Annotated in this window: 20 protein-coding genes; 11 read left to right on the top strand and 9 right to left on the bottom strand. The window is 62.7% G+C overall.

The features are described from left to right. The 4 genes from Q8O35_RS05955 to Q8O35_RS05940 form a co-directional block, all read left to right on the top strand. A partial coding sequence (locus tag Q8O35_RS05955; protein WP_305571653.1) for a hypothetical protein occupies positions 1-237 on the top strand: 237 nt, incomplete at its 5' end. A 125-nt stretch (positions 238-362) separates the two neighbouring features. Beyond that, entirely contained in the window at positions 363-743 is a 381-nt protein-coding gene (locus tag Q8O35_RS05950) for an OsmC family protein (RefSeq protein ID WP_305571651.1), read from the top strand. A gap of 194 nt (positions 744-937) precedes the next feature. Next, entirely contained in the window at positions 938-2,599 is a 1,662-nt protein-coding gene (locus Q8O35_RS05945) for an NAD(P)/FAD-dependent oxidoreductase (protein ID WP_305571649.1), read from the top strand. Positions 2,600-2,643: 44 nt separating this feature from the next. Continuing rightward, on the top strand, positions 2,644-3,576 hold the full coding sequence (locus tag Q8O35_RS05940) for an SAM-dependent methyltransferase (RefSeq protein WP_305571655.1): 933 nt from the start codon (positions 2,644-2,646) through the stop codon (positions 3,574-3,576). Between the two features lie 161 nt (positions 3,577-3,737). Here the strand turns inward: Q8O35_RS05940 and Q8O35_RS05935 are convergent, their stop codons facing one another. After that, positions 3,738-5,651, bottom strand: a complete 1,914-nt coding sequence (locus Q8O35_RS05935) for a methyl-accepting chemotaxis protein (protein WP_305571647.1) — start codon at positions 5,649-5,651, stop codon at positions 3,738-3,740. A 202-nt stretch (positions 5,652-5,853) separates the two neighbouring features. Here Q8O35_RS05935 and Q8O35_RS05930 point away from each other — a divergent pair, with 202 nt between their 5' ends. Further along, positions 5,854-6,765, top strand: a complete 912-nt coding sequence (locus tag Q8O35_RS05930; RefSeq protein ID WP_305571645.1) for a metalloregulator ArsR/SmtB family transcription factor — start codon at positions 5,854-5,856, stop codon at positions 6,763-6,765. Between the two features lie 35 nt (positions 6,766-6,800). After that, entirely contained in the window at positions 6,801-8,219 is a 1,419-nt protein-coding gene (gene ahcY / locus Q8O35_RS05925) for an adenosylhomocysteinase (RefSeq protein WP_305571643.1), read from the top strand. Between the two features lie 144 nt (positions 8,220-8,363). On the opposite strand, the gene Q8O35_RS05920 is transcribed toward ahcY, so the two are convergent. Then, on the bottom strand, positions 8,364-8,597 hold the full coding sequence (locus tag Q8O35_RS05920; RefSeq protein WP_305571641.1) for a c-type cytochrome: 234 nt from the start codon (positions 8,595-8,597) through the stop codon (positions 8,364-8,366). A gap of 220 nt (positions 8,598-8,817) precedes the next feature. Next, a complete protein-coding gene (locus Q8O35_RS05915) occupies positions 8,818-9,753 on the bottom strand; it encodes a LysR family transcriptional regulator ArgP (protein ID WP_305571639.1) in 936 nt (311 codons plus the stop codon). Positions 9,754-9,854: 101 nt separating this feature from the next. On the opposite strand from Q8O35_RS05915, the gene Q8O35_RS05910 reads away from it, so the two are divergent. Next, entirely contained in the window at positions 9,855-10,493 is a 639-nt protein-coding gene (locus Q8O35_RS05910) for a LysE/ArgO family amino acid transporter (RefSeq protein WP_305571637.1), read from the top strand. Here the strand turns inward: Q8O35_RS05910 and Q8O35_RS05905 are convergent. The 3 genes from Q8O35_RS05905 to yjgA form a co-directional block, all read right to left on the bottom strand. Further along, on the bottom strand, positions 10,490-11,404 hold the full coding sequence (locus Q8O35_RS05905) for a sensor domain-containing diguanylate cyclase (RefSeq protein ID WP_305571635.1): 915 nt from the start codon (positions 11,402-11,404) through the stop codon (positions 10,490-10,492). The two genes, Q8O35_RS05910 and Q8O35_RS05905, sit on opposite strands and share 4 nt — an antisense overlap. A 155-nt stretch (positions 11,405-11,559) precedes the next feature. Beyond that, complete coding sequence (locus tag Q8O35_RS05900) at positions 11,560-11,823, bottom strand: hypothetical protein (RefSeq protein WP_305571633.1); 264 nt, start codon at positions 11,821-11,823, stop codon at positions 11,560-11,562. 103 nt (positions 11,824-11,926) lie between these two features. Further along, positions 11,927-12,553 carry a ribosome biogenesis factor YjgA gene (gene yjgA / locus Q8O35_RS05895; protein WP_305571631.1) on the bottom strand — a complete coding sequence of 209 codons (627 nt, stop codon included), beginning with the start codon at positions 12,551-12,553 and terminating at the stop codon, positions 11,927-11,929. A gap of 176 nt (positions 12,554-12,729) precedes the next feature. Between yjgA and Q8O35_RS05890 the strand changes: the two genes are divergently transcribed. Genes Q8O35_RS05890 through Q8O35_RS05875 form a run of 4 tightly spaced genes read left to right on the top strand, consistent with a single transcriptional unit; the run spans position 12,730 to position 17,027 of the window. Next, positions 12,730-13,980 carry an efflux RND transporter periplasmic adaptor subunit gene (locus Q8O35_RS05890; RefSeq protein ID WP_305571629.1) on the top strand — a complete coding sequence of 417 codons (1,251 nt, stop codon included), beginning with the start codon at positions 12,730-12,732 and terminating at the stop codon, positions 13,978-13,980. Beyond that, positions 13,977-14,726 carry an ABC transporter ATP-binding protein gene (locus tag Q8O35_RS05885; RefSeq protein ID WP_305571627.1) on the top strand — a complete coding sequence of 250 codons (750 nt, stop codon included), beginning with the start codon at positions 13,977-13,979 and terminating at the stop codon, positions 14,724-14,726. The genes Q8O35_RS05890 and Q8O35_RS05885 overlap by 4 nt, the downstream gene beginning before the upstream one ends. Further along, positions 14,701-15,858, top strand: a complete 1,158-nt coding sequence (locus tag Q8O35_RS05880) for an ABC transporter permease (protein WP_305571625.1) — start codon at positions 14,701-14,703, stop codon at positions 15,856-15,858. Before Q8O35_RS05885 ends, Q8O35_RS05880 begins: the two co-directional genes overlap by 26 nt. Next, the gene (locus Q8O35_RS05875) at positions 15,858-17,027 is read left to right on the top strand and encodes an ABC transporter permease (RefSeq protein WP_305571623.1); all 1,170 of its coding nucleotides are present in this window, start codon (positions 15,858-15,860) and stop codon (positions 17,025-17,027) included. The genes Q8O35_RS05880 and Q8O35_RS05875 overlap by 1 nt, the downstream gene beginning before the upstream one ends. A gap of 10 nt (positions 17,028-17,037) precedes the next feature. On the opposite strand, the gene Q8O35_RS05870 is transcribed toward Q8O35_RS05875, so the two are convergent. The 3 genes from Q8O35_RS05870 to Q8O35_RS05860 all read right to left on the bottom strand — a co-directional run bounded on the left by Q8O35_RS05870 (position 17,038) and on the right by Q8O35_RS05860 (position 24,071). Then, positions 17,038-19,851, bottom strand: coding sequence for a DUF748 domain-containing protein (locus Q8O35_RS05870; protein ID WP_371133101.1), 2,814 nt, complete (start codon positions 19,849-19,851; stop codon positions 17,038-17,040). A gap of 683 nt (positions 19,852-20,534) precedes the next feature. After that, complete coding sequence (gene pruA, locus Q8O35_RS05865; RefSeq protein WP_305571619.1) at positions 20,535-23,555, bottom strand: L-glutamate gamma-semialdehyde dehydrogenase; 3,021 nt, start codon at positions 23,553-23,555, stop codon at positions 20,535-20,537. A gap of 3 nt (positions 23,556-23,558) precedes the next feature. Then, complete coding sequence (locus Q8O35_RS05860) at positions 23,559-24,071, bottom strand: Lrp/AsnC family transcriptional regulator (protein WP_305571617.1); 513 nt, start codon at positions 24,069-24,071, stop codon at positions 23,559-23,561. Between the last annotated feature and the right edge of the window lie 157 nt (positions 24,072-24,228).

The raw sequence follows: 24,228 nt of genomic DNA, 5'->3' as shown, positions 1-24,228 counted from the left end.
ATGGTGCGCGACCTGCTGGTGGACTGCCGCGAACTGCTGTCCGACCAGTCGCGTCTGCTGCTGCTCACCATGTACAATATCGAGGCCTCGGCGCTCATGCTCGGCAACCTTATGGACGACGTGCTGCGCGGCTTGCCCGGCTGCATCGCCGTGGGCGAGCTGGCTGTGCCCCACACCGCCCCCGGAGCAGAGGCGAGGTTCCTGCCGCGATCGCTGTTCGCGCGCTGGGAGAGGTAGGCGAACAAGGGGCTCCGCCCCTTGCACCCCGCCAGGTGGCATGCACCCCCTGGACCCGCAAGGGGGGACGTGTGTTTTGGGGCATGTCTTTGTGTCTTACATACGAGTATGTTTGGAGAGTGCACATGATCACCAGTACCAGCCAGCCGGATAAATATTTGGCCCGTTTCACCGACGGAACGCATGAGGCCTTTGCCGACACCACTCCGGAATACGGAGGCGCATTCGCCGGGTTCAAGCCCGTGGATCTGCTCGAGGCCGCCCTGGCGAACTGCATCACCATGGTGGTGCGCATCGCGGCGGACAAGCGCGGCATCCCCCTCGCCGGGGTGATTGTCACGGCGCACCTGAACCGCGACAACAAGGACGAGAGCGTGTTCGAATACACCATCGACCTGCAGGGCGAACTCACCGACGACCAGCGCGCGGGGTTGCTCCGCGCCGCCTCCGGGTGTCCGGTGAAGAAGATTTTGTCCGGCGCCGTGTCATTCAAAGACGTGGGCTAGGGAAGGCGCAGCTTTCCCTTGCGCCGTCGCGCCCGTGATATCCCCATCTCCGAGGCGTCCCCGGCTGGCCTCGGACAGCCGGGGACGCCTCGGCAACGGGATTCCAAAGGGCGCATGCCCTTTGGCGGGGTCCAAGGGGCGGAGCCCCTTGTTCTCCTACCTCTCCCGTCCGTAACCTTGCACCAAGGAGAGCCATGCTCCGTCTTACCGACATCCGCCTGCCCCTGCCCGATGGCCCGGCCCACGCCGAGGCCGAACTGCGCGCCGCCGCCGCTGAACGTTTGGGCCTGCGGCCGGACGACATTTCCTCGCTGCGCCTGGTGCGCCGCTCCCTGGATGCGCGAAAAAAGAACGCTGCCGTGTTCCTGTACAGCCTGGACGTGTCCTGCGTGGATGAGGCAGGCGAGGCCCAGGTGCTGGCCCAGGCTGGCCCTGGCGTGACCCTTGCCGAGGATATGCCGTATCATTTTCCGGTGCAGGCCGCTGCTGGAGCCCCCCGGCCCATTGTGGTGGGCGCTGGGCCATGCGGACTCTTCGCGGCCCTTGCCCTGGCCCAGGCCGGGTTTGCGCCGCTGCTGCTTGAGCGCGGCCAGGCCATCGAGGAGCGGGCGCGCACAGTTGATGCCTTCTGGCAGGGCGGCGAGCTTTTGCCCGACTCCAACGTGCAGTTCGGCGAGGGCGGAGCGGGCGCGTTTTCCGACGGGAAACTCACCACGCAGATCAAGGAGCGCCGGGGCCGCTGCCGCAAAGTACTGAACGAACTGGTCGGGCACGGAGCGCCGGACGACATTTTGTGGCGCAACAGGCCCCACGTGGGCACGGACCGCCTGCGCGGCGTGGTGGCTGGCATCCGCGCCAGCATCCTGCGCCTGGGCGGTTCAGTGCGTTTTGGTGCGCGGGTGGACGGCATAATTGAGCGCGAGGGCCGCGTTAGAGGCGTGCGTTTGGCTGACGGCGAGGAAATCGCCTCATCCTGCGTCATCCTGGCCGTGGGCCACAGCGCCCGCGACACCTTTGCAATGCTCCTCGCTAGCGGCCTGCGCCTGGAGCAGAAGCCCTTTGCCATCGGCTGCCGCATCGAGCACCCGCAGGCACTGGTGGACCGCGCGCAACTGCGCGATCTGGCCGGGCACCCGGCCCTGGGCGCGGCGGACTACAAGATGGCGCATCAGGCCGCCAACGGCCGCAGCGTTTACACCTTCTGCATGTGTCCCGGCGGCCAGGTCATCGCCGCCGCCTCCGAGGCCGGCGGCGTGGTGACCAACGGCATGAGCCTGCACGCCAGAGACGGTGCCAACGCCAACAGCGCTTTGCTGGTGGGTGTCGGGCCAAGCGACCTTGGCGGCGGGCATCCTCTGGCGGGCGTGGATTTCCAGCGTCAGTGGGAGCGGCTGGCCTTTGAGCTGGGAGGCCGGAATTTTCGCGCCCCGGCCCAGACCGTGGGCAATTTCCTGGCCGCGCGCGCGGCCAAGCGTCTGGGCGGCGTGTCCCCCAGCTACGAGCCCGGCGTGGTGCCGCAGGATCTGCGTCTCTGCCTGCCCGATTACGTGTGCTCGGCAATGGTGGAGGGCATCCAGGTTTTCGACCGTAAGCTGCGCGGCTTCGCCGATCCAGACGCGCTCATGACGGGCGTTGAGACTCGCTCATCCTCGCCGGTGCGTATTCTGCGCGGGGCGGACATGCAGAGCGTGAGCCTGCCTGGCCTGTTCCCTGCTGGCGAAGGCGCGGGCTACGCCGGGGGCATCATATCGAGCGCCGTCGATGGGCTGCGCGTGGCCGAGGCCGCTGCCCTTACCCTGTGCGGCCTGCCCGTTGGCGACCTGGAGGTCCCCGCGGTCTGCGGAGCGCAGACATGAGGGAAGAGTGGCTGAACTCCCTGCCTCAGGCCATGCCCGGCTGGATGCGCGAGGGCGCGTTCACCGGCTATCTTGCCGCTCCGGGCTTCATGTCCGAGCTTCTGGCGGAGCTGAACCTTGAGGGCTCTGCCGGGGCCGGGCACATGGTCTACGGCGATCTTGTGTTTACGCGCGCGTTCCGGCCAGCCGCCTGGGCGCAGAACGTCTGGTTTGACGCGCACCTGCTGCCCGCGCCGAGCATCGGCCAGGGAGCCAAGGCCCTGCGGGAGGTCCAGCGCAATTGGTGGGCGCACCCTGTGCGTCTGGCCCGGCGCGCCGCCCTCATTACCGAGAAGCTGCCCAAGGTTTCGGCCAAGGCGCAGATCTTTGGTCAGCCTGCGCCAAAGGCTCCGCTGGGTTCTTTCACCCTGTGGGACGAGGCCACGATCATCGCCGCGCCCAACTGCGCCAGCCCCTATCCGGACGGTCAGGTGCGCTTCGAGGAGGACCGCGAATCCGCGCCCAGCCGCGCCTATCTCAAGCTTTGGGAGGCGCTGACCCTGCTTGGCGTTCAGCCGAAGCCGGGCGAATTGTGCCTTGATCTCGGCTCCAGCCCTGGGGGCTGGACCTGGGTGTTGGCCAGCCTGGGCGCACGCGTGTTCAGCGTGGACAAGGCTCCACTCGACCCGCGCATCGACGCCATGCCGGGAGTGGAGCACTGCCTTGGCTCCGGCTTTGGACTTGACCCGAAGGTGGCGGGCGGGCCAGGCGCTCAGGTGGATTGGCTCTGCTCGGACATGGCCTGCTATCCGGCAAGATTGCTTGAGCTTGTGACGCGCTGGCTTGAGGCGGGAGCCTGCCGCAATTTCATCTGCACCCTCAAATGCCAGGGCGAAACCGATCATTCCACCATCCAGGCCTTTGCCGAGATTCCGGGCTCGAAGGTCATGCACCTTGCGCACAACAAGCACGAGCTCACCTGGGCGCTGATCCGGTAAGGCTCGTCAGTAGGAGCGGAGATGAAGAACAGGAAGAGAGCTTCCGCTCGGCGGACAGACTGAAGCCAGCAAGCCTCAGTGAACAGATTTCTTGCTCTTTCTGGCGCAAAAAAGGCAGGGGATTTGCTCCCCTGCCTTTTTTGCGTTGAGTCTTGTCTGCTCTAGAACTTCTCGAAGCCGCTGTCTTCCGGCTCGTCAGCAGATTTCCTGTCGGCGGGCGCGGCCTCCAGGGCCAACGGGCGGCCATGCTGCTGCGAATTGCCAAGCTTGAAGAACTGCATCACCTGGGTCAGGCGCTGGGCCTGGGCGGCCAGCTCCTCGCTGGTGGAAGCTGTTTCCTCCGACGCTGAGGCGTTCTGCTGGATCACCTGATCAAGCTGCTGGATGGCCTTGTTCACCTGATCCGCGCCGGTGGTCTGCTCGCGGCAGGCGGCGCTGATCTCCTGCACCAGTTCGCTGGTGCGCTCGATGTCCGGCACGATGGTGGACAGCATGCCCCCGGCCTTCTCGGCCACAGCCAGGCTTGCGGTGGAGAGCTGCCCGATCTCGCCCGCTGCGGCGCCAGAGCGCTCGGCCAGCTTGCGCACCTCTGCGGCCACCACGGCGAAGCCCTTTCCGTGCTCGCCCGCGCGCGCAGCCTCGATGGCGGCGTTCAGGGCCAGCAGGTTGGTCTGTCTGGCAATTTCTTCAATGAAGCCGATGCGGTCAACGATCTGGCGCATGGCGTCCACAGTCTGGGTGACGGCCTGTCCGCCCTGGCGGGCGTCCTCGGCGCTTTTGCGCGCCAGGGATTCGGTCTGCATGGCGTTGTCCGCGTTCTGGCGGATGTTCGAGGCCATTTCCTCCACGCTGGAGGAGATTTCCTCAACGCTGGCGGCCTGCTCTGTCGCCCCCTGGGACAGGGTTTCGCTGGAGGCCGAAAGCTCCTGCGAGCCGGAGGCCACCGACTCGGCCGAGGCGTTGACTTGCAGCACCACCGAACGCAGCCGTGAAGCCATGTCGGTGAGCGCGGAGGCCAGAGCGCCGATCTCGTCCTTCTGGTCCACGTCGATTCGCACGTCCAGATTGCCGTCGGCGAGCTGCTTGGCAAAGGCCAAGCCCTTGTTCACAGGGCCGGTTATTGCGCGGGTAATGAGCAGGCCCGCAGCCGTTCCAAGGAAGATGGCCAGGAGCGCTCCGGTGAGCAGCAGGCTGCGCGACCATGTGATCTCGCCGAACATCTTGCTTTTCTGGTCAAGGCGTGCAGCCTCACACACTTTCTGCATTTCTCTTGCGCTCTCGATGAGCTGCGATTCCATGTCGCGTTGCTGCTTCACTGCCTGGGTATAGGCATCAAAACTCTTCATGTAGAAGGTGAGCTCCGCGAGAATGGACTCGGCCTGGGTGATGTCTGCCGGTTTGATGAAGCGGCTCTTGAGCTTTGAGGTCCGGGCCAGGAGATTCTTGCCTAGCTCTTGCGCCTTTTGCAGGTTCGCGTCGTTGCTGGTCTGGATATAATACATGATGGACAAGCGCAGGGCGAGGATCTCCTGGGCGATGCGCGACGCCTCATTTGTCATGGCTAGGCGCGATTCCATGGCCGCCTGCCCTGCTTTGCCGCGGGATTCAGCCGCCAGTTGCGTTGTCTGGCTGGAGTCCAATTCTTCTGCCGCCTTCATGGCGCGCAATGCAGCCTCGCCCATGCCCTTCTGGGTCTCTATGCGGGAAAATTCGCTGACGACGAATCCCTTGAAGGCCGCGTCATAGCGCTGGGTTGCGGCAAGGACCTGCTCCATCTGCTGAATATTGTTAGCAGCGTGGAATTTGCTTTTGTATTTTTGAGCGAGTTCCGTGATCGCCACATTGTTTTTGGCCACTTCGTCCTGGCTTTTCTGGTCGCGGCGAATCTGAAAGTTTTTTTCATGGCGCCGCGACTCCAGCCCCAGGCGGATGATCTCGCTCATGGCGTCAGACTTGTCCACGCGGTCAAGCACGTTGGACAATCCGTTCCAGCTGAGCGCAGCCAGGAGGGCGGTAAGAGCGAGGACCACTCCAAAGCCAAGTCCCAGCTTCATGGCCAAGCGCAAGTTTTTCATGAATACCTCGCATGTATAAAAATCTGTTGGAATTATGTGTGCCTCATATTCGTACTGTACTTTCAAAGTCAAGGCAAGGCAGTCAAGGCTTTTTGCCTGACCAGAGGGGGGGAATTGTCAACGGTCTCTTGACAATGGCACGAGGTTTCGGTAGCTCATATCTGTATCAGGATAAGTTGATATAGCTGGCGGACGAGGTGTCATGGAACTTTTGCGCATCCACAAAGCCCTGGCAGACGAGACCAGGCTCCGGCTCGCCGCCGTTTTGAACACCTACGAGCTCAACGTGGGCGAGCTTGTGGGCGTGTTCGGCATGGGGCAGCCGCGCATTTCCAGGCACCTTAAGATCCTGGCCGAGGCCGGGTTGCTGGAATGCCGCCGCGACGGACTATGGGCGTTTTACCGCGCAGCACAGGACGGGCCTGGCCGCAAGTTCCTGGACTGCCACAGTCCGCTTTTGTCGGCCATTCCCCAGCACCACCAGGACCGCGAGCGCGCTCTTTCCGCCGTGCGCGAACGGGCTGTGGCCACGCGCCGGTTCTTCGACGCCGTGGCCGGGCAGTGGCGCGACCTTTCCCGCGAGGTTCTGGGCGATTTCGACTTGGCCGAGGAACTCTCTGGCCGCATGCATCCAGGCATGATCGTCGCCGATCTGGGCTGCGGCCCTGGCGAGCTCTTGGCGCGCCTGGCCGATTCTGCCCGGCAGGCCATCGGCGTGGACAGCTCCCAGCGTATGCTTGAAATGGCGGGCTCGCGCTTGGCAGGACGCATCAACGTGAGCCTGCGCCTGGGTGAACTTGAGCATTTGCCCCTGCGCGAGGGCGAGGCGCAGGCGGCAACCCTGTCCATGGTGCTGCACCACGTAAGCGACCCTCAGGTGGTGCTTGCCGAGGCGCGAAGGGTTTTGGCTCCTGGCGGAACCCTTTTCGTTGCCGAGTTCGACCGCCACGACAACGAAGCCATGCGCGTCAAATATGGCGACGCACGGCTGGGCGTAGACAAGGAAATGTTGTATGATTGGCTCCAAACTGCCGGGTTCGCCCCGCGCCGGGTGGACGCCTTCCCAGTAAACCAGGGGCTTACGGTTCTCATCGCCGAGGCGGCGTTGAAGTAGCAGCAAAGCCCGCTACCCTTTTGGAGGATGATCCCATGCTCGCAGTCGATCCTAAGCTTAACTACCGCGTTGCCGACATGGCCCTGGCCGAATGGGGCCGCAAGGAAATGCAGCTTTCCGAGAACGAAATGCCTGGCCTCATGGCCCTGCGCAAAAAATACGGCAAAAAGAAGCCCCTCAAGGGTTTCAAGATCATGGGCTCCCTGCACATGACCATCCAGACCGCCATGCTCATTGAGACCCTCTCCGCCCTGGGAGCGGATCTGCGCTGGGCATCCTGCAATATTTTCAGCACCCAGGACCACGCCGCAGCGGGCATCGCCGTCCAGAAGACCGCCGCGGTCTTCGCCTGGAAAGGCGAAACCCTGGAAGACTATTGGTGGTGCACCGAGCAGGCTTTGACCTGGCCTGACGGCTCCGGCCCGGATCTCATCGTGGACGATGGCGGCGACGCCACCCTCATGATCCACCAGGGCGTGAAGTGCGAGAAGGACCCCTCGTTGTTCAACAAGAAGGCCGACAACAAGGAGTTCCAGATCATCATGGACCGCCTTGCCGCGGGCTACAAGCTTGATCCTCAGAAGTGGACCAAGATCGCCGCCAAGGTGCGCGGAGTCTCCGAGGAGACCACCACCGGCGTGCACCGCCTGTACGACATGGCCAAGAAGGGCGAGCTGCTTTTCCCGGCCATCAACGTCAACGATTCCGTCACCAAGAGCAAGTTCGACAACCTTTACGGCTGCCGCGAGTCCCTGGCTGACGGCATCAAGCGCGCCACCGACGTCATGATCGCCGGCAAGGTCGCCGTGGTTGTCGGCTATGGCGATGTGGGCAAGGGTTGCGCCCAGTCCATGCGCGGCTTCGGCGCGCGCGTCCTCGTCACCGAAATCGACCCCATTTGCGCGCTCCAGGCCGCCATGGAGGGGTATGAAGTGCTGCCCATGGCCAAGGCCTGCGAATTGGGCGACATCTTCATCACCGCCACGGGCAACTACCATGTCATCAACGGCAAGCACATGGAGAAGATGAAGGATGAGGCCATCCTCTGCAATATCGGCCACTTCGATTCCGAAATCGAGATGAGCTTCCTTGAGGACGACCCCAAGTGCAAGCGCCTTGAGATCAAGCCCCAGGTGGACAAGTGGACCCTGCCCAGCGGCAAGTCGCTCATCGTCCTGGCCGAGGGCCGTCTGGTGAACCTGGGCTGCGCCACCGGCCACCCCAGCTTCGTCATGAGCAACAGCTTCACCAACCAGGTGCTGGCTCAGCTCGACCTGGCCGCCAACACTTACGAGCCCAAGGTCATGATCCTGTCCAAGAAGCTGGATGAGGAAGTGGCCCGTCTGCACCTGGAGCGCCTGGGCGTGGAGCTGGACAAGCTCACCAAGCACCAGGCCGACTACCTGGGAGTCTCGCAGGACGGTCCCTACAAGCCGGACCACTACCGCTACTAGAGATCAATTGCGCCTGGGGGCGGCTGTTGCGGCTGTCCCCAGGTTTTTCATTCGATAAGCAAAGGGGCTTGGGGCGTGCAAAATGCACATCCCAAGCCTTTTCATTTGTGGGGCGGTGATGTTGGGGCAAAGCCCCTGTCGTATCTAGAAGCTTGCAACCAGCTTGGCCAAGGCCCGAATGTCGGCATCGGAAAGCAGGGCGGCGCGAGCTTCCATAATCTCCTTCTTTGCACCGCCGAAGGACTTGGCCTTGTAGCCGTTGAGCGCCTTTTCTACATACTCTGCGGCTTTGCCCTTCAAGCCTTTGGAGCCGTCAGTCGCGTGGCAGCCTGCGCATTTGGCGGCGTAAAAAGCTTTTGGGTCGGCGGTGGCGCTCATTGCTGCTGCTGGGGCTGCGGTTGCTTCTTGCGCAGGCGGTGCGGCTGGGATTGGAGATTGTGGCGCGGTGGCGCATGCGGCTGCGAAGAAGATAGTGAGAGAAACGAGAACAAAGGTTTTGCGCATGAGAACCTCCAGAAGTTAGACCCCAACATCCCAAAAGGGGGGACGATGTGGATACGTATACTTAGCTCAACGGATGATGGAGGCAATGTAATTATCATTGCGGTGGTTGAAATCCGGGCATAGGCGCTTGCAGCAGTTCCCGCAATCCGGCTTGTCGCAGGGACTTGGTCAGTTGGGCCAGGAGCGGTGAGGCGATGTTCCAGCAGTGCCAGTAAAGTGGCACGGACATGGCGTGCGCGGGAGCGAGATCCACAAGTCGGCCTTGGGCAAGGGGCGCGGCCGCCTGCATGTGCGGGATGAGCCCGTAGCCTGCGCCGCCGACGACAAAGTCCACAAAACGCTCGGAGTTCGGTACATGATGCCTTGGCGCGTGCTGGGGACTCTCGCCCAGAAAATCTGTCAGGAAGCGGTCATGCACAGTGTCTTGGCGATTGAACACAACAGCCGGAGCCAGATGTGCCGTGCTGAGTGTGAGCCCCTGCGCGAACCAGCGTGCTGCGAATTCCGGGGAGCAGGCGCAATGGTAGCGCATGATGCCCAGGAACAGGACCCGGCAGCCTTGCATGGCTGTTTTGCGGGTGCTGATGCAGCCGACGACCTCGCCTGCGCGCAGCAGTTCGTGGGTGCGCTCCTGGTCGTCCACCTTGAGGTCCAGGGCCAGCCGTTCGTTCGACAGCAGCGGCAGCACCGCTCCGGTGAACCAGGTGGCCAGGGTGTCGGCGTTTACGGCCAGCGCCAGGGTCTGCCACGGCGCGTCCGGGTTGCCCGCCTCGGTTCCAAGTTCCAGGCTGCGCGCCAGTTCTGCTTCCAGCAGACCCACGCGGCGTGAGTGGCGCAGAAGCCTGCGCCCCGGCCCGGTGGGCGCGGGGGGCTGGGTGCGCGCCAGCACGGGCTGGCCCAGTGTTTCCTCCAACTGGCGGATGCGTTGCGATACCGCCGACTGGGTGATGCTAAGCCGCCTCGACGCGCGTTCGAACCCGCCTTCCTCAATTACTGCCGCAAGGGCTTCCAGAAGCTTGTAATCCAGCATGGATGTTTATTAGCAAAATTACTGAAACATGCAAATAATGAATTGTACTTGATTAGAACGGTCCGTTAGCTACTGTGTGCAATAGCGCGAGGGAGCGGAAGATGCATCCATACGGACTTTCGGAATATGTACAGGGTTTTGCCTTGAGCGCCGGCCTCATCATGGCCATCGGCGCGCAAAATGTGTTCGTGCTCACCCATGGAGCGCGCGGGCATCGGCCCTGGTTGGTGGCCGGGGTCTGCACTGCCTGTGATGGGTTGCTCATCGCGGCCGGAGTGGGCGGAGTGGGGGCGCTTGCCGCTGATAGCCCCGGTATATCAGGGCTTTTGGCGCTGGCTGGCGCGGCATTTCTGCTGGCCTATGGTCTCCGGGCCTTCAAGAGCGCCGTTGGGAGTGAGAGCCTGGGCCTGTCCGAGGGGGATTCTTGTCCTCAGGTGCGGGCCATTCTGATGGCCGCCATGGGGGTAAGCCTGCTCAATCCTCATGCACTTCTGGACACTGTTGTGCTCATTGGCGGGCTGTCCAGCAGGTTTGAAGCTGGCGGGCGTCTGCTGTTCGGTCTAGGCGCGGTGACTGCCTCGGCTTGCTGGTTCTTTTCCTTGAGCCTGGGGGGGCGGCTTCTGGCCCCGGTGTTGCGCAGGCCTGGCGCCTGGCGCGTGCTGGACGTGCTGGTGGGGCTGACCATGTGGGGGCTGGCGGCTGGCATCGGCCACGAGGCCTTGGGTAGGTTGCTGGCTTAGAGCGGTTGAGGGCCGCAGTCCAGGGATACGCGATTTTTGCCTGCGTGTTTGGCCGCATACATCATTGCGTCGGCCCTGGCCGCAAGGCTTGTCAGGGTGTCGGTGGATTTGGCAAGCGATCCGCCAACGGAAACGGTGACTGACAGGCTGTCACCGTTCACCGGAATTGGCGTTACCTCCACAAAGCGGCGCATCCGTTCGGCAACAGCTTGAAAAACCTGCTCGTCAACCTTGGGCACCAGAGCCACGAACTCTTCGCCGCCCCAGCGGCACACTGTGTCTACCCCGCGCAGCGCGCTTTTCAGGGTCTTGGCCACCATGGCGAGCACACGGTCGCCCACGTCATGGCCGTAGTCGTCGTTGACAGCCTTGAAGTTGTCGATGTCCACGAAAAGCAGACCAAAGGGCTGGTTGCCGCGTTGCAGTTCGCTCATCCTGCGCTTGAACTCAAGCCCGGCGCAACGGCGGTTGCCTAGGCCGGTGAGCGGATCTGCCTGTGTCTGGCTCTTGAGTTCGTTCAGTTCGCTCATCAGGCGCACGCGAGAGGTCGCATCGCTGAAGATCTCCACAGCACCTACAATGGTTTGGCTCTCGTCGAGGATTGGGGAGATGCGCACGGCCACGGGCACGCGGTGCCCACTTTTGTGATGCAGGAACACATCGGCCTCGCGCGGCTGTCCGTCGGCCAGGGTTTGGGCCAGCGGGCAGCCCCCATTGCACAGCTCTTCGCCGTCCTGTGTGATGTGTTTGAGGATGTTGCTGGCGCAGTTCCGGCCCAGCACTTCCTCGGCTTTGTATCCGGAGATGCGTTCCGCTCCACGGTTCCAATAGGTCAGGCGCCGGGATTGGTCCACAAAGTAGATCCCGTCGAAGAGATTATCCAGAATGTCTTTGTAAAAATCCGGCTTCATGCAGGCTCCCGGCAACTGGCAGCTTTGTCGTGATTACGTCTGCAGAATACGTTTCAGCCGTGCAGGGAGCAAGGGGAATGCTTGGGGGCTTGTAAACGAAAAACGGCGCCCCAGACAATCTGGAGCGCCATTTCTGGTCGCACTCGTTAAGGGAGCTAGAAACGGACCGCCACAAGATTGAAGGGCGTGTAGTTGTTGTCAGGGTTTTCGGCATAGCGGCAACCCATGCGGCCATCATCGCGCTTGTTGATGATGTCGTCCGGGGAGTCCTGGTAATACTCGCATCCGTTGTTAAAGCAGACGACGATTACTCCCCAGCCGCTGTCCGGCGGGGCCAGCCAAGCCTCCATGGGCTTGTTGCAATGGGGGCACACGCGGTCTTCAAGTTCGGTGATGACGCCGGCATATTCGTGAATCACGGAGGGCTCCTTGTTGGTCTTGGGTGATGCTTAGGGGTCGGTGTCGACGCCAACAAGTAAGAACTGGGCGTCTCGCGTCAAGGGCTGCTGCGTCAGTCGGAGATCAGAAGGTCGTCTTAAGTGGGCCTGCGTCCGCATTGTCCCAGTCCTGCGCATCGTCGTCAGACTCCTGGTCATCGCCTGTTGCAGCGGTTTCTGACGACCCGCCGGTGGCGCGAAGGTCGCGCAGCAGGCGGAACAGCGTGCGGCTGGTACGCGGCGGCTTGTTCTTTTCAATCTCCGCCTTGGCGTTTCGCACCAGCATGCGGATGCGGCTTCTTATTTCGGCTTGGTCTGCTTCCGGAGCAAGGGCGACGATGCCCTCAAGGCCGGACTCATCGCCGGAAAGAAGCGCGGTGCGCAGGGCTTCAACTGCGTGGAACTCGCGTGACTGGCTGCGGTTGCCCGCCTCCATGTCCGCCACGGCGTGGGCAAGGGGGTCGGTGTCGGTTTCGCGCATCAGCGCGCCGATGAACTGGAGCTGACGGCGTTTGGCTTCATGCTTGCCGAGTTTCTTGTACTCGCGGATGGCTTCATCCAGGCGCGGCGTCAGGGCCAGACGTTTCAGGGCGGAGTCCGGCAACTCGGCCAGCTTGGCTCCAAGCACCTGCAGGGCGGAGCTGTCGCGCTTCTTTTGCGAACGGCTGGGCGGTCTTGGGTCGGAATGATCGTAAGGCTTAGGCTTGCGCATGTGCTCCTCGTGATTGTGTGTGCGCGTAAAACCGCGCGGAATGTATTTTCACTGGTTTTCTCCAGACTGGCAAGCTCGAAAAATGATATTTTTTGACCTTGTCTGTGGGCGGGGGTCTGAGACTATTGCATTGCGGCATGCCGCTTGCTTTAAAAGGGGCCAAAGGGAAGGAATACATGACCGACAACGAACTCTCGAAACTGAAGATAGACAAGACCTCCTGGCAGGGGAATGCCGGAACAGCAGGCGCTTCGCCTGGGTTCTTTCTGGCGCGGTTGCGTCTTAATCCCTGGGTGCGCTGGGCGTTGATCTTCCTTGCCTTGGTCTTTGCATTTATGGGGGTACGGCACTTTTTTCCGTCAGCCACAGAGGTGGAAACGACCAGCGTGAGTATGGTCTACCCGTCGCATGGCCTGACGCAGCTGAACTCCAGCGGGTACGTGACGGCTCAGCGCAAGGCCTCCGTGGCCTCAAAGACCACCTCTCGACTCATATGGCTTGGGGTGGAGGAGGGCAGCCGCGTGCACGCGGGCGAGATCATCGCCCGCCTGGAGCGCGACGATGTTTTGGCAGCCAATGACCGAGCCAGCGCCAGCCTCAAGGCCTCCCAGGCCAGCATCGCCCACGCGCGTTCCGAATTGGCCGACGCCGCCTTGAACTACGAGCGTTTGAAGCGTCTGGTGGAAGAGCGTATCATCGCCCAGTCGGACTTCGACGCCGCCGAGGCGCGCTACAGGAAGGCCCAGGCCAGCCTGGACACCACCACCTGGGCTGCCGGCGCTTCCCGCGCTGCGGTGCGCGAGAGCGAGGCGGCCTTGGAATACACGCTGTTGCGCGCCCCTTTTGACGCCGTGGTGCTGACCAAGAATGCGGACATCGGCGACATCGTGACGCCCCTTGGGGCTGCGGCAAATGCCAAGGCCAGCGTCGTCACCGTGGCTGACCTGGGCTCGCTGCTGGTGGAGACGGACGTGTCCGAATCCAGCCTGGGCAAGGTCAAGGTCGGCGCTCCCTGCGAGATTCTGCTTGATGCCCTGCCGGGCGAGCGTTTCCCCGGCCAGGTTCACATGATAGTGCCCACTGCGGACCGCACCAAGGCCTCAGTGATGGTGAAGGTGAAGTTCCAGCAATTGGATCCGCGCGTTCTGCCGGAGATGAGCGCCAAGGTGGCGTTTCTGGAGCGTGCGCTTAGTTCGGATGAGCGCGAGCCGCGCTTGGCCGTTCCTGCCGCAGCCGTGGTGGAGCGCCAGGGCGGCAAGGTTGTTTTTGTGGTCGAGGAAGGCGCGGCCAAGGCCGTTGCTGTGGAGGTCGGCGGCAAGATCAACGATTTTCTGGAACTGAACACAGGCCCCAAGCCAGGCGCCCGTGTGGTGATCAACCCGCCTGCCGCGCTCAAGAGCGGGGGCAGCGTGTCGGTGCGCAAATGACCAGTTGTCCAGCCGAAACGACTCTCGGCTCAGCTGCGCCTGAGGCTTCAAGAAGTCCGGTCATCGAGGTGCGCGAGGTGTCCAAGGCGTACACGCGGGGTCAGCAGACCGTGCCGGTGCTTCTGGGCGTCAGCTTCCGCATCGAGCCTGGGGAGTTTTTGGCCCTCATGGGTCCCTCAGGCTCGGGCAAGAGTACGCTTTTGAATCTCATCGCGGGCATCGACCGCGTGGATTCCGGGTCCATCATGGTCGGCGGCGTGGACATCACCACCCTAGATGAATCCGGGCTGGCCCGTTGGCGAAGCCGAAGCGTGGGCTTCATCTTTCAGTTCTACAACCTGATCCCGGTGCTGACGGCGCTGGAGAACGTGGAGTTGCCCCTCTTGCTTTCGCCCCTGTCGGGCCGCCAGCGGCGCGAACACGCCAAGGCTGCATTGGCCCTTGTCGGCCTGGCCGACCGCATGGACCACCGGCCTAACGAACTGTCCGGCGGGCAGCAGCAGCGCACTGCCATTGCCCGCGCCATCGTCACCGACCCGGACATCCTGGTGGCCGACGAGCCCACTGGCGACCTGGACCGCGCCTCGGCCAAGGAGATTCTGGACCTCATGTGCGGGTTGAACAAGAGTCTGGGCAAGACCATCGTCATGGTCACCCACGACCCCAAGGCCGCAGAGCGCGCGCACCTTGTGCGAAGCCTGGAGAAGGGCGTTCTTACCGATGCTGACCCTCGTCTTCATTCTTAAGAACCTGTCGCGGCACAAGCTGCGCAACACGTTGACTATCGTGGGCATCGCCATGAGCGTGCTCTCCTTCGGTCTTTTGCGCACAACTGTGGACGCCTGGTACGCCGGGGTGGAGGCCTCTTCCTCCACAAGGCTCATCACGCGCAACTCCATCTCGCTCATCTTCTCCCTGCCCATCAGCTACGGCGACCGCATCCGTGGGGTGGAAGGCGTGACACGCGTGTGCCAGGGCAACTGGTTCGGCGGTGAGTACATCGACGAAAAGAACTTTTTCCCCAATTTCGCTGTGGAGCCGCGCACCTATTTCGAGCTCTACCCGGAGTTTGTGCTGCCGGTTGACCAGAAGGAGGCCTTCTTGCGCGATCGCAAGGGGTGCGTCATCGGACGCAAGCTGGCGGACCGCTTTGGTTGGAAAATCGGCGACCCCGTAACCCTTAAGGGAACGATATATCCCGGGGACTGGGGGTTCACCATCCGGGCAATTTATTCGGGGCGCGACAAGAGCGCGGACGAGACGCAGCTTCTTTTTCACTGGGATTATTTGAACGAAACGTTGAGAAAGGCCAGCCCAAGGCAGGCAGACCAGACCGGGTTCTTCATCGTAGGTATCCGTGACGCGGAAAATGCCGCGGGCATCTCCCGCACGCTGGATGCCCGGTTCGCGAATTCTCTGGCCGAGACTCTGACCGAGACGGAAAAGGCCTTCCAGATGAGCTTCGTCACCATGAGCGAGGCCATTGTTTCGGCCATACAGATAGTCTCGTCGCTGGTGCTGGTGATCATCATGGCCGTGGCGGCCAACACCATGGCCATGAGCGCGCGGGAGCGCATGGGCGAATTCGCGGCCTTGAAGGCCCTGGGCTTTGGTGGCTGGTATCTTGCCATGCTTATTCTGGGCGAGTCGCTCGCCATTGCCGCAATCGGCTGTGCTCTGGGCTGCGCTCTGACCTTTCCAGTTGCGGCTGCCTTTGGCGATGCCGTGAGCCAGTACTTTCCAGTGTTTCAGGTTTCTGGCGCGACGGTGCTGTTGCAGGTGTTTTCGGCCCTTGCGGTTGGATTTGTGGCGGGCGTTGTTCCGGCTTTGCGTGCCCGCAGCGTTGGCATAGCAGAGGCCCTGCGGAGGCTGGGCTGATGGCTTCTCTGGTTACCTACAGCCTGCGCAACCTGTTGGCGCGGCGGCTAACCACAGCACTTACCGCAGGGGGCATGGCGCTGGTTGTTTTTGTTTTCGCCGCCGTGCTGATGCTGGCGGAAGGCCTGCACGCCACCCTTGTGCAGACAGGTTCTGCGAACAACGCTCTGGTGTTCCGCAAGGGTTCAAAAAGCGAGATAGAGAGCATAGTGGAGCGCTCGGTGGCGCCAATCGTCGAAATGCGGGCGCAGGTTGCGCGGTCCGCCGATGGCTCGCCACTGGCGGCGCGGGAGGTGGTGGTGCTTATGAGCCTGACAAAACGAGGGACGAACAAGGCGGCCAACGTCATTCTGCGCGGCATTGGGGAAAAGTCGCTTGAGTTGCGGCCTCAGGTGCAACTGGTCAGCGGGCGCATGCCTCGTTTCGGGTCAACGGAGATTCTGGCCGGTTTGAGCTTGTCCAGGCGCTTCGAGGGAGCTGGCCTGGGCGAAAAGCTCCGGTTCGGCATGCGCGAGTGGACCGTGGTGGGCGTGTTCGATGCTGGCGCCAGCGGGTTCAGTTCCGAAATCTGGGGCGACGCGGAGCAGTTCATGAGCGCCTTTCGCAGGCAGGCGTATTCGCAGGTGTTGGCCAGGATAGAGGGCGGCGAGGCTGGCTTTGCGGCCTTCCGCGCTGGCATTGAGTCCGACCCGCGACTGAAGCTTGAAACCAAGCCGGAAACAGTGTTCTACGCAGAGCAGTCGGAGATGATGTCCAAGTTTCTTCGCATCATGGGCGTATCCCTCACGGCAATCTTTTCAATCGGCGCCATGATCGGCGCCATGATCACCATGCACTCCGCCGTTGCCGGGCGCACTGGGGAGATCGGCACACTCAGGGCTCTGGGTTTCCAGCGCAGGGCCATTCTGATGGCCTTCGTCATGGAGGCGCTGCTGCTTGGGTTCCTTGGCGGGGCGGTGGGCCTGGTTGCAGCCTCTGGCCTGCAACTGTTCACCATCTCCACCATGAACTTCCAGACCTTCTCCGAACTGGCCTTCGGCTTCAGCTTAACGCCGGGCATCATAGCTGTTTCGCTGGGCTTCGGTACCGCCATGGGTTTGTTGGGCGGGCTCATTCCGGCGGTGCACGCCGCGCGCATCAAGATCGTGGACGCACTGCGCGCGGCGTGATCTCCTCGCTTTAGCGCAGGGAGAAGTCCACCCGGCCACCCGCAGGCGCGCCCTTGGGCGGGGCCGCCCCCACCTTGGGGGCCAGCAGGAACACCCGGCCCTGGTCGATGCCGCCCTTCTCCACCAGCCAAGCCTGCACGGCTATGCCGCGATCCTGGGCAAGCCGTTCCATGGCGCCTGCGTCGAGTACGCTGTTGGCCAAGAGCAGGGACTCCATCTCCTCAACCGGCAGGGTCTTGGCGATGCCGACGATGTTGCGCGGCTTCTTGAAGTCTCCGGCCTTGTAAACGCGCTCCAAATATTTGCTGTATTCCTCGGGCGTGAGGGTGATTTCGGACACGTTGCCGCTGGCTTTTCCCTGCCGGGCCAATTCCGTGGCCTTTTGGGCCTTTACGCGGTTTTGCAGCCGGGCGAGTTTGAGTCCTTCCGCTTCCGTGGCCGGGTCTGAGCCGCCGGTCAGCTCCAGCTTGAGCCCTGTGCGGTCTCGCAGGGCTTTGGCCAGTGTTTCAAGGTGCTTCTCGGCGTCCGGGGTCATGGTGGTGCGCCCAGGCTCAAAGGCGACATAAGACAGCTCCTCTCCGCCGCCGAAGAGCGAGGCCAGGAGTGTGAAGGGCGAGGTGGCTGCCTTGGTGATGAGATTCAGCAGCACCTTGACGATGACGCCTCCCACGCTGAACTCCGGGTCGTCGAGGGAGCCTTTGATGGGCAGGTTGATGTCGATCTCGCCGCGAGAATTTTGGAGCAGCGCTACCACAAGGCCCACGGGTATGGAGAGCGCATCCGGGCTGTCCACTTTCTTGCCGAAGGTCAGCTGGTCCAGAAACACGTTGTTCTCGGCCTCAAGCTTGCCGTTTTGCACCTTGTAGCGCAGATCCACGGAGAGCTTGCCCTTTTCAATGGCGTAGCCGACGTAGCGGCCTGAGTAGGGGCTGAACCCTGCCATTTCTATGCCCGTGGCCTTGGCGCGGATGTCCAGGTTCAGCGCCGGGCCGAGGGGGTCGGCCTTGCCGGAGATGTCCAGCGGGCCGGTGCGGTCCACTTTGCCGCGGATGGCCACGTCCGTGAGGGTGCCTGCCGAAAGCGCGCCGATGCGACCGTTCAGGTCCGTGAGGTTGGCCGTATAGTTGGGCTTGATGAAGCGGTCGGTGAAGTTGATGTTGCCGCTTGCGAGTACGATGCGCCCGATGCGTATCTGCGGCGCCGGGCCTGTATTCTTTGGTTCAACGCTTTGCGCGTCAACAGGGATCGGCGCTGTAGGCTTGGTTGTTGTAGGCTTTTGGGCTGTGGCCGTGGTGCTCTTGGCCGGGACCGCCTCGGCCTGCTCCCTGCGCATCACGTCATTCAGATTCAAGCGGCCTTCAGGCGTGAGCAGGGCGCGCACGAAGAAATTGGAAACGGCAATCTCGTCCACGCCCACACGCAGCGGGGCCGAACCTGCGTCGATTCCGGTGAGCTTCAGGCTGCGCCAGCGCAGCAGGTCTGCTGAATTGGCCTTGTCCAGCACGCTGAAGTCTACAAGACCCGCGTCACCTTTGAACGAGGCGGCCACGTCGTCGGTTTTTTGCCCGTCAGCCTTCTGTGCGTCAGCCTTCCGGGCATCCGCCAGCAGGCGACCCTTGATGGATATTTCGCCACGTGTGAGCACCGCACCCAGGTCGTTGGTCACAAAGCCTTGCAGGGCTACGAGGTCCACCTGGCTCATGTCGATGTTCAACTCGGCCTTGAGCGGTGAGGGTTGCACTGTGCCGCCCAGCTTGATGCTGCCGCGTTCGTTTATGCGCGTGGAGAAGTCGAGCTTGGCCGGAGCGGCTGCGTTTGAAAGGCCCTCAAGGGTCAGGGAGAAGGACTCGGCCATGAGCGGGCGGGTCTTGGCCCCAAGCGTTTCATCTGTGTAGCGCAGGCTGCCGTCGGCAACAGCAATGCGGCCCACGCTCCAAGTCCAGGCGGCTGGAGCAGCCTTGCCAGCACCCTTTGCCGGTGCGGCGGCAGCCTTTGCGCCAGCTTGCTGCGGGCTGTCCTTCGCGGTTGCTGCGAGAGCGGCGGGATTGGGCGGTTGCTTGGCAGCCGGTTTTGCCGCACCCACGCCGTCGAAGGCCGAAACAATATCCAGCTCGCCGCCGGCCATGCGCCGCACCGCCCCGAAGGGCTTGCTCAGGCGTACCTCGACAATTTCTGCCTTGCGTCCGCTGGTGGTGAGGTTGACGCCGTTGACCTCAAGCCCGGCAAAGCCAATCAGAGGCTCTTTTGCGCCGTCCTTGGCCACTGCAATATCTGTCAGGGCTATGCCGCAGCGCACGGCCCCGGCCAGGGTGGCCTCGTCCAGACGCAGGGCCGCCTTGCCCAGGCGCACCTGAAGCGGGCTTCCCCCAGCCTTGTTCAGCGCCAGGGAGACATCGCGCAGGGAGCTTTCGCCTGCCAGGCGCACTGTGGCGTCCTTGCCTGCCGGCTGTGAGAACACAATAGTGATCCGCGTGTTCAGGTGTGCGGCCTGAAGCCGGAAGGGCAGGCTTGGAGGCGCATACTGGAATACGCGCATCAGGTCGAAGTCCTGGATGCTCAACTCCATGGTGGCGTCCTTGCCGGGCGCGAAGGGGCGCACCTCGCCAGTCAGGGCGATGGCTGCGCCGTTCAGCTTGGCCGAAAAATTGGGCTGCACCTCGCTCTCAATGGCGCCGGAGGTGTTGGCAATGAAGGGGATGCCGAGGTTGACTTCAGTCACCTCCTGTAGTCCCTGCTGCATTTTGTCTTCAAAGCGCACCGTGCCGCCCTCGACCGTTATGTTGGCCACGGAGAACTGCGGGGTGGGCGTGGACGGGCCGGACATCCACTTGTCCAGCAGGTCGGAGACGTTGAGGCGGTCGTCCGCCTCACGCGAGAGGCGCAGGCGCGGTCCGGTGAGCTTGACCTCGCTCACCACCGGAATGCTGCGGGCAATGCTCGTGGACGATATATTCACGTACAGGCTGTCAAAGCCGAAGAGCTCCGCATCTGTGGCGTTCTGGGCTGACTCGGCTCCCTTTTGCCCGACGCTGAAGCCGCGTATAGTGGCCGAAAGGGCATAGGGCGAGATCTCTATCTTGGCGATGCGCACGGGCCGGGCGAACTCCTCGGAGAGCAGGGCCTCAAGCTTTGCCTTGGCGAATCCGGGCAGCCAAAAGTAGCCAGCCGCACCAAACAGCAGGAAGAGCGCCATGACTGTGGCCAGAGTGTAGCGGAAGGGGCGGTTGCGGAGAATGGTCTTGCCCTTTTCCGCGATCTTCGACGTGCTGGATGGCTCTGTGGTCATGGCCCTGCCGGTGGTTGAATGTTGGCGCATTCGTTGCTGGATTCCTCTGTCTCTGGGTGCGTTTCGGAACACCCGGCGCGTTGATGAGGACTCCTTATTCTGTTTGTAATCTTGAGCAAGATGACGGCTAAAGTCAAGGCGGGCAGGGACCTTGCGGCACGTAATGAAAAAGGCCGGGAGCTTGCGCCCCCGGCCTTGAATCGTTGTGAAGCGCGCGGGGTCTAGGCCACCCAGTCGTCGCCTTCCTCCACCGGGGCGAAGCCGCGGCGGATGGTGTTTTCGCTCACCAGGCGGGGATCCATGAACTGCAGCAGGTAGTCCGGGCCGCCGGCCTTGGAGCCCACGCCGGACATGTTGAACCCGCCGAAGGCGTGGCGCTCGACCATGGCGCCCGTGCTGCCCTTGTTAAGGTACAGGTTGCCAACGCGGAACTCCTTGCGGGCCTTTTCCAGATGCTTGGGGCTGCGGCTGTAGATCGCGCCGGTGAGGGCGAAGCGCGTGGAATTGGCGATGTCCAGGGCCTCGTCGATGTTCTTGGCGCGCAGCACGGCCAGCACGGGTCCGAAGACCTCCTCCTGGGCGATGCGCATGTTCTTGCTGATGCCCTCGACGATGGTCAGGGGCACGTAGCAGCCGTCAGCGGGCACATCGGTGCGCTTCACCAGCACTTTGCCCTCGGAGCAGGCGATGTCCACGTACTTCATGATGCTGGCCTGGGCGGACTTGTCCACCACCGGGCCCATGTAGTTTGCCGGATCCTCGGATGGGCCGATCTTGATGGACTTGGCGGCCTCGGCAAGGCGGCTGACGAAGCGGTCGTAGATGGGGTCGAGGACGATGACGCGCGAACAGGCCGAGCACTTCTGGCCCTGGAAGCCGAAGGCAGAGTACAGCACGCCGGTGATGGCCTCATCCAGGTCGGCGTCGTCGTCGATGATGATGGCGTTCTTTCCGCCCATTTCAGCGATGACCTTCTTGCACTGCACCTGTCCGGGCTGGACCTTGGCGGCCCGTTCCTGAATGCGCAGGCCCACTTCCATGGAGCCGGTGAAGGCGATGACGGAGACGTCCGGGTGGTCCACCAGGGCGTCGCCCATGACAGAGCCGCGGCCCGGAAGGTAGTTGAACACGCCGTCCGGCAGTCCTGCTTCCTTGAAGATGCGGGCGATGCCGTAGCCCACCACCGAGGACAGGCCGGAGGGCTTGTACACCACGGCGTTGCCGCACACGATGGCTGCGGCGGCCATGCCGGCGCTGATGGCCAGGGGGAAGTTCCAGGGTCCGATGACGGCGGTGACGCCCTTGCCCTGGTAGAAGTACTGGTTCACTTCGCCGGGGGCGTTGCCCATGCGCTTGGGCGCGCCCAGGCGCACCATCTCGCGGCCATAGTACTCCAGGAAGTCGATGGCCTCAGCCACATCGGCGTGGGCCTGATCCCACTGCTTGCCGACCTCAAGCACCTGCATGGCTGAGAGCTCGTTGATCTCGCGGCGCATGATGTCCGCTGCCTTGAACAGCACCTTGGCGCGCTCAAGGGGCTCCACGTTGCGCCATTCCAGGAAGGCCTTCTTGGCTGCGGCCAGGGCGTCCTGGGTTTCCTTCACGCCGGCCTGGCAGATCTTGCCGATGATCTCGGACGGATTGGCCGGGTTGTAAGAGTCCAGCGTGTCGCCGGTTTTGACTTCCTTGCCGCCGATGACCAGAGGATAGGTCTTGCCGAAGTCCTTGCGGATCTTGGCCATGGCGTTGACCATGCCCGCGCGGGCGGCGGGGATGGTGAAGTCCACGCCGGGGTGGTTGGCGAACTGGGGCAAGCCGCCGGGGCCGGGCAATGGCGCGGCAGGCGCCTTCTTGGCTGCAACCTCGCGCTCGCGAGTCTTCTCCGGGTTCTCCAGCAGGCGCTCCAGCTCCGCGCCTTCAGCGAAGCTCTGGCGCAGGAAGCTCTCGTTGGCGGTGTTTTCCAGCAGGCGGCGCACAAGGTAGGCCATGCCAGGAATGAGGTCGCCGTAGGGGCAGTAAAGGCGCACGCGCTTGGCCACGTTGCGCAGGCCTTTGCGAACGGGCTCGGCCATGCCGTAGAGCACCTGGAATTCGTAGCGGTCGTCGGGCACGTTCAGCGCCTTGGCCGACTCGATGACGTTGGAGATGGAGCGGATGTTGTGCGAGGCGCAAGCGAAGTGGCAGATGTCGTGGTTCTCAAGAATCACGCGGGAGATGCGCTCGTACGCCATGTCGGTCTCGGCCTTGATGGTGTACACGGGCACGTCCCAGCCGTTCTGCTTGGCGATGACGGTCTCGGAATCCCAGTAGGCGCCCTTCACCAGACGGATGGAGATGGGCAGGTTCTCCTTGCGGGCCCAGGCGATCATCTCGGCCACGTCCAGGTCGGTGCACTTGAGATAGCACTGGAACACGATGCCCAGGTTGGGGCAGTCGCGGTGCTCCGGCGCGCTGCGCAGGCGCTTGTAAAGCTCGATGGTGATTTCCTTGTACTTCAGCTGCTCCATGTCGATGCACAGGAAGCCGCCCATTTCCTTCACCTTGCGGTAGATGGGCTCGATGCGGCGGTACATGCCCTCGACGGTGCCAGCCACGTCCACGGCCTTGGACTGGGAGTAGAAGGCGGAAGGCTTCACTGCCACGTTGATCTTGGGCGCGTGGCCCCAGTCGAGGTTGCCGCCGGTGTCCAGGCCTTCCCATTTCTTGTACTCGGACTGAATGCCGTCCAGGACTTCCATGTAGCCTTGCATGTACTCGTCGCATTCCTTCTCGTTCAGCGGGGCCTCGCCCAAGAGATCGATGACGAAGGCGAAGCCGTCCTTGCGCAACTGGCGGATGCCCTTCACGGCCTCGGAAGCCTTTTCGCCAATGATGAACTGCCTCGCCATGCCCTCGATATTGGAGCGGATGGCCTTGTTGAGCACCATGGCCACGAGCCCGCCGCCGAAGCTGGTCTTGCCAGCGCCCCATTTGAGCACGTCCGGGATGTTGGCGTCCTTGTCGCCGAAATATTCCTCAATGTGGCGGGAGAGGGACTCGCTGGTGGTGAGGTAGGGCAGAACGTCCACGAAGCGGAACATCTGGATTTTGAAATCCTCGTTCTTCATGGCCCAGTCCATGACCTTGCCGGTCCACCAGCCCTTGTTGAAGATGGAGGGAGCCTCTCCGGCGATGCTCTGGAAGAATTCCTTGCCCCTGGAGACGATCTTGAGGTCCAGGGAGGCGTTGTCGATGGCTGTCATTGGCTACTCCTTGAGCTGGTCTTTTGTGTTGGGCTGCCCGTTGGCCTTCGCAGACGCCTGGTCGTCGTCCGCGAGGGGCAGGGAGCGGGTTTCCTTGAGGGTGGTGAGGACAACCGTGGTGCGGGTGTCGCGCACGCCGGGAATGGCCCCGAACTGCTGGAGGATGTTTTGCAGATGCTCGGTGTCTCTTGCGCGCACCTTGAGCAGGTAGGAATCCTGCCCAGCGGTGTAGTGCGTTTCCAGCACGCCGGGCACCTGGGACAGGGCCTTGCCGATGTCTGTGGAGCCCACGCCCTCGTCTGCACGCACAAAGGTGAAGGCGGTGAGGGTGAAGCCCACGTCCTTGGGGCGCAGCACGGCCTCGAAGCCGCGGATGACGCCCTTGCGCTCCAGTTTGCGCATGCGCTCCAGAACCGCCGAGGGGGCCATGCCCACGGCGCGGGCGATGTCGGCGTTTGAAGTGCGGCCGCTGTCCTGAAGAATGGTCAGGATGGTCATGTCAATCTTGTCGATCATTCTGATACCCTTCCGTTTCGAGAATAAAATTCTGTTTTCGACGAAATGTCAAGGGGGTTGTGCGGCGATTGGGGGAAGTAGGCATCAATAATGCCGGGTTTGGACGGGACGGGGAGGGCGCTATCGCGTGGAAGATTGGCGGATCTGGAGGGCGTGG

Source organism: Humidesulfovibrio sp. (genome assembly GCF_030689645.1).
In the GTDB taxonomy this organism is placed as follows: domain Bacteria; phylum Desulfobacterota; class Desulfovibrionia; order Desulfovibrionales; family Desulfovibrionaceae; genus Humidesulfovibrio.
The sequence above is the reverse complement of the archived record's forward strand: the minus strand, read 5'-3'. Positions and strand labels throughout refer to the sequence as shown.

What these genes read in the sequence shown, in the direction of transcription:
- Q8O35_RS05950 (WP_305571651.1), top strand. Translation starts at nt 363, where the DNA reads ATGATCACCAGTACCAGCCAGCCGGATAAATATTTGGCCCGTTTCACC.
- Q8O35_RS05945 (WP_305571649.1), top strand. Translation starts at nt 938, where the DNA reads ATGCTCCGTCTTACCGACATCCGCCTGCCCCTGCCCGATGGCCCGGCC.
- Q8O35_RS05940 (WP_305571655.1), top strand. Translation starts at nt 2,644, where the DNA reads ATGCGCGAGGGCGCGTTCACCGGCTATCTTGCCGCTCCGGGCTTCATG.
- Q8O35_RS05935 (WP_305571647.1), bottom strand. Translation starts at nt 5,651, where the DNA reads ATGAAAAACTTGCGCTTGGCCATGAAGCTGGGACTTGGCTTTGGAGTG.
- Q8O35_RS05930 (WP_305571645.1), top strand. Translation starts at nt 5,854, where the DNA reads ATGGAACTTTTGCGCATCCACAAAGCCCTGGCAGACGAGACCAGGCTC.
- ahcY (WP_305571643.1), top strand. Translation starts at nt 6,801, where the DNA reads ATGCTCGCAGTCGATCCTAAGCTTAACTACCGCGTTGCCGACATGGCC.
- Q8O35_RS05920 (WP_305571641.1), bottom strand. Translation starts at nt 8,597, where the DNA reads ATGAGCGCCACCGCCGACCCAAAAGCTTTTTACGCCGCCAAATGCGCA.
- Q8O35_RS05915 (WP_305571639.1), bottom strand. Translation starts at nt 9,753, where the DNA reads ATGCTGGATTACAAGCTTCTGGAAGCCCTTGCGGCAGTAATTGAGGAA.
- Q8O35_RS05910 (WP_305571637.1), top strand. Translation starts at nt 9,855, where the DNA reads ATGCATCCATACGGACTTTCGGAATATGTACAGGGTTTTGCCTTGAGC.
- Q8O35_RS05905 (WP_305571635.1), bottom strand. Translation starts at nt 11,404, where the DNA reads ATGAAGCCGGATTTTTACAAAGACATTCTGGATAATCTCTTCGACGGG.
- yjgA (WP_305571631.1), bottom strand. Translation starts at nt 12,553, where the DNA reads ATGCGCAAGCCTAAGCCTTACGATCATTCCGACCCAAGACCGCCCAGC.
- Q8O35_RS05890 (WP_305571629.1), top strand. Translation starts at nt 12,730, where the DNA reads ATGACCGACAACGAACTCTCGAAACTGAAGATAGACAAGACCTCCTGG.
- Q8O35_RS05885 (WP_305571627.1), top strand. Translation starts at nt 13,977, where the DNA reads ATGACCAGTTGTCCAGCCGAAACGACTCTCGGCTCAGCTGCGCCTGAG.
- Q8O35_RS05880 (WP_305571625.1), top strand. Translation starts at nt 14,701, where the DNA reads ATGCTGACCCTCGTCTTCATTCTTAAGAACCTGTCGCGGCACAAGCTG.
- Q8O35_RS05875 (WP_305571623.1), top strand. Translation starts at nt 15,858, where the DNA reads ATGGCTTCTCTGGTTACCTACAGCCTGCGCAACCTGTTGGCGCGGCGG.
- Q8O35_RS05870 (WP_371133101.1), bottom strand. Translation starts at nt 19,851, where the DNA reads ATGTCCGGCCCGTCCACGCCCACCCCGCAGTTCTCCGTGGCCAACATA.
- pruA (WP_305571619.1), bottom strand. Translation starts at nt 23,555, where the DNA reads ATGACAGCCATCGACAACGCCTCCCTGGACCTCAAGATCGTCTCCAGG.
- Q8O35_RS05860 (WP_305571617.1), bottom strand. Translation starts at nt 24,071, where the DNA reads ATGATCGACAAGATTGACATGACCATCCTGACCATTCTTCAGGACAGC.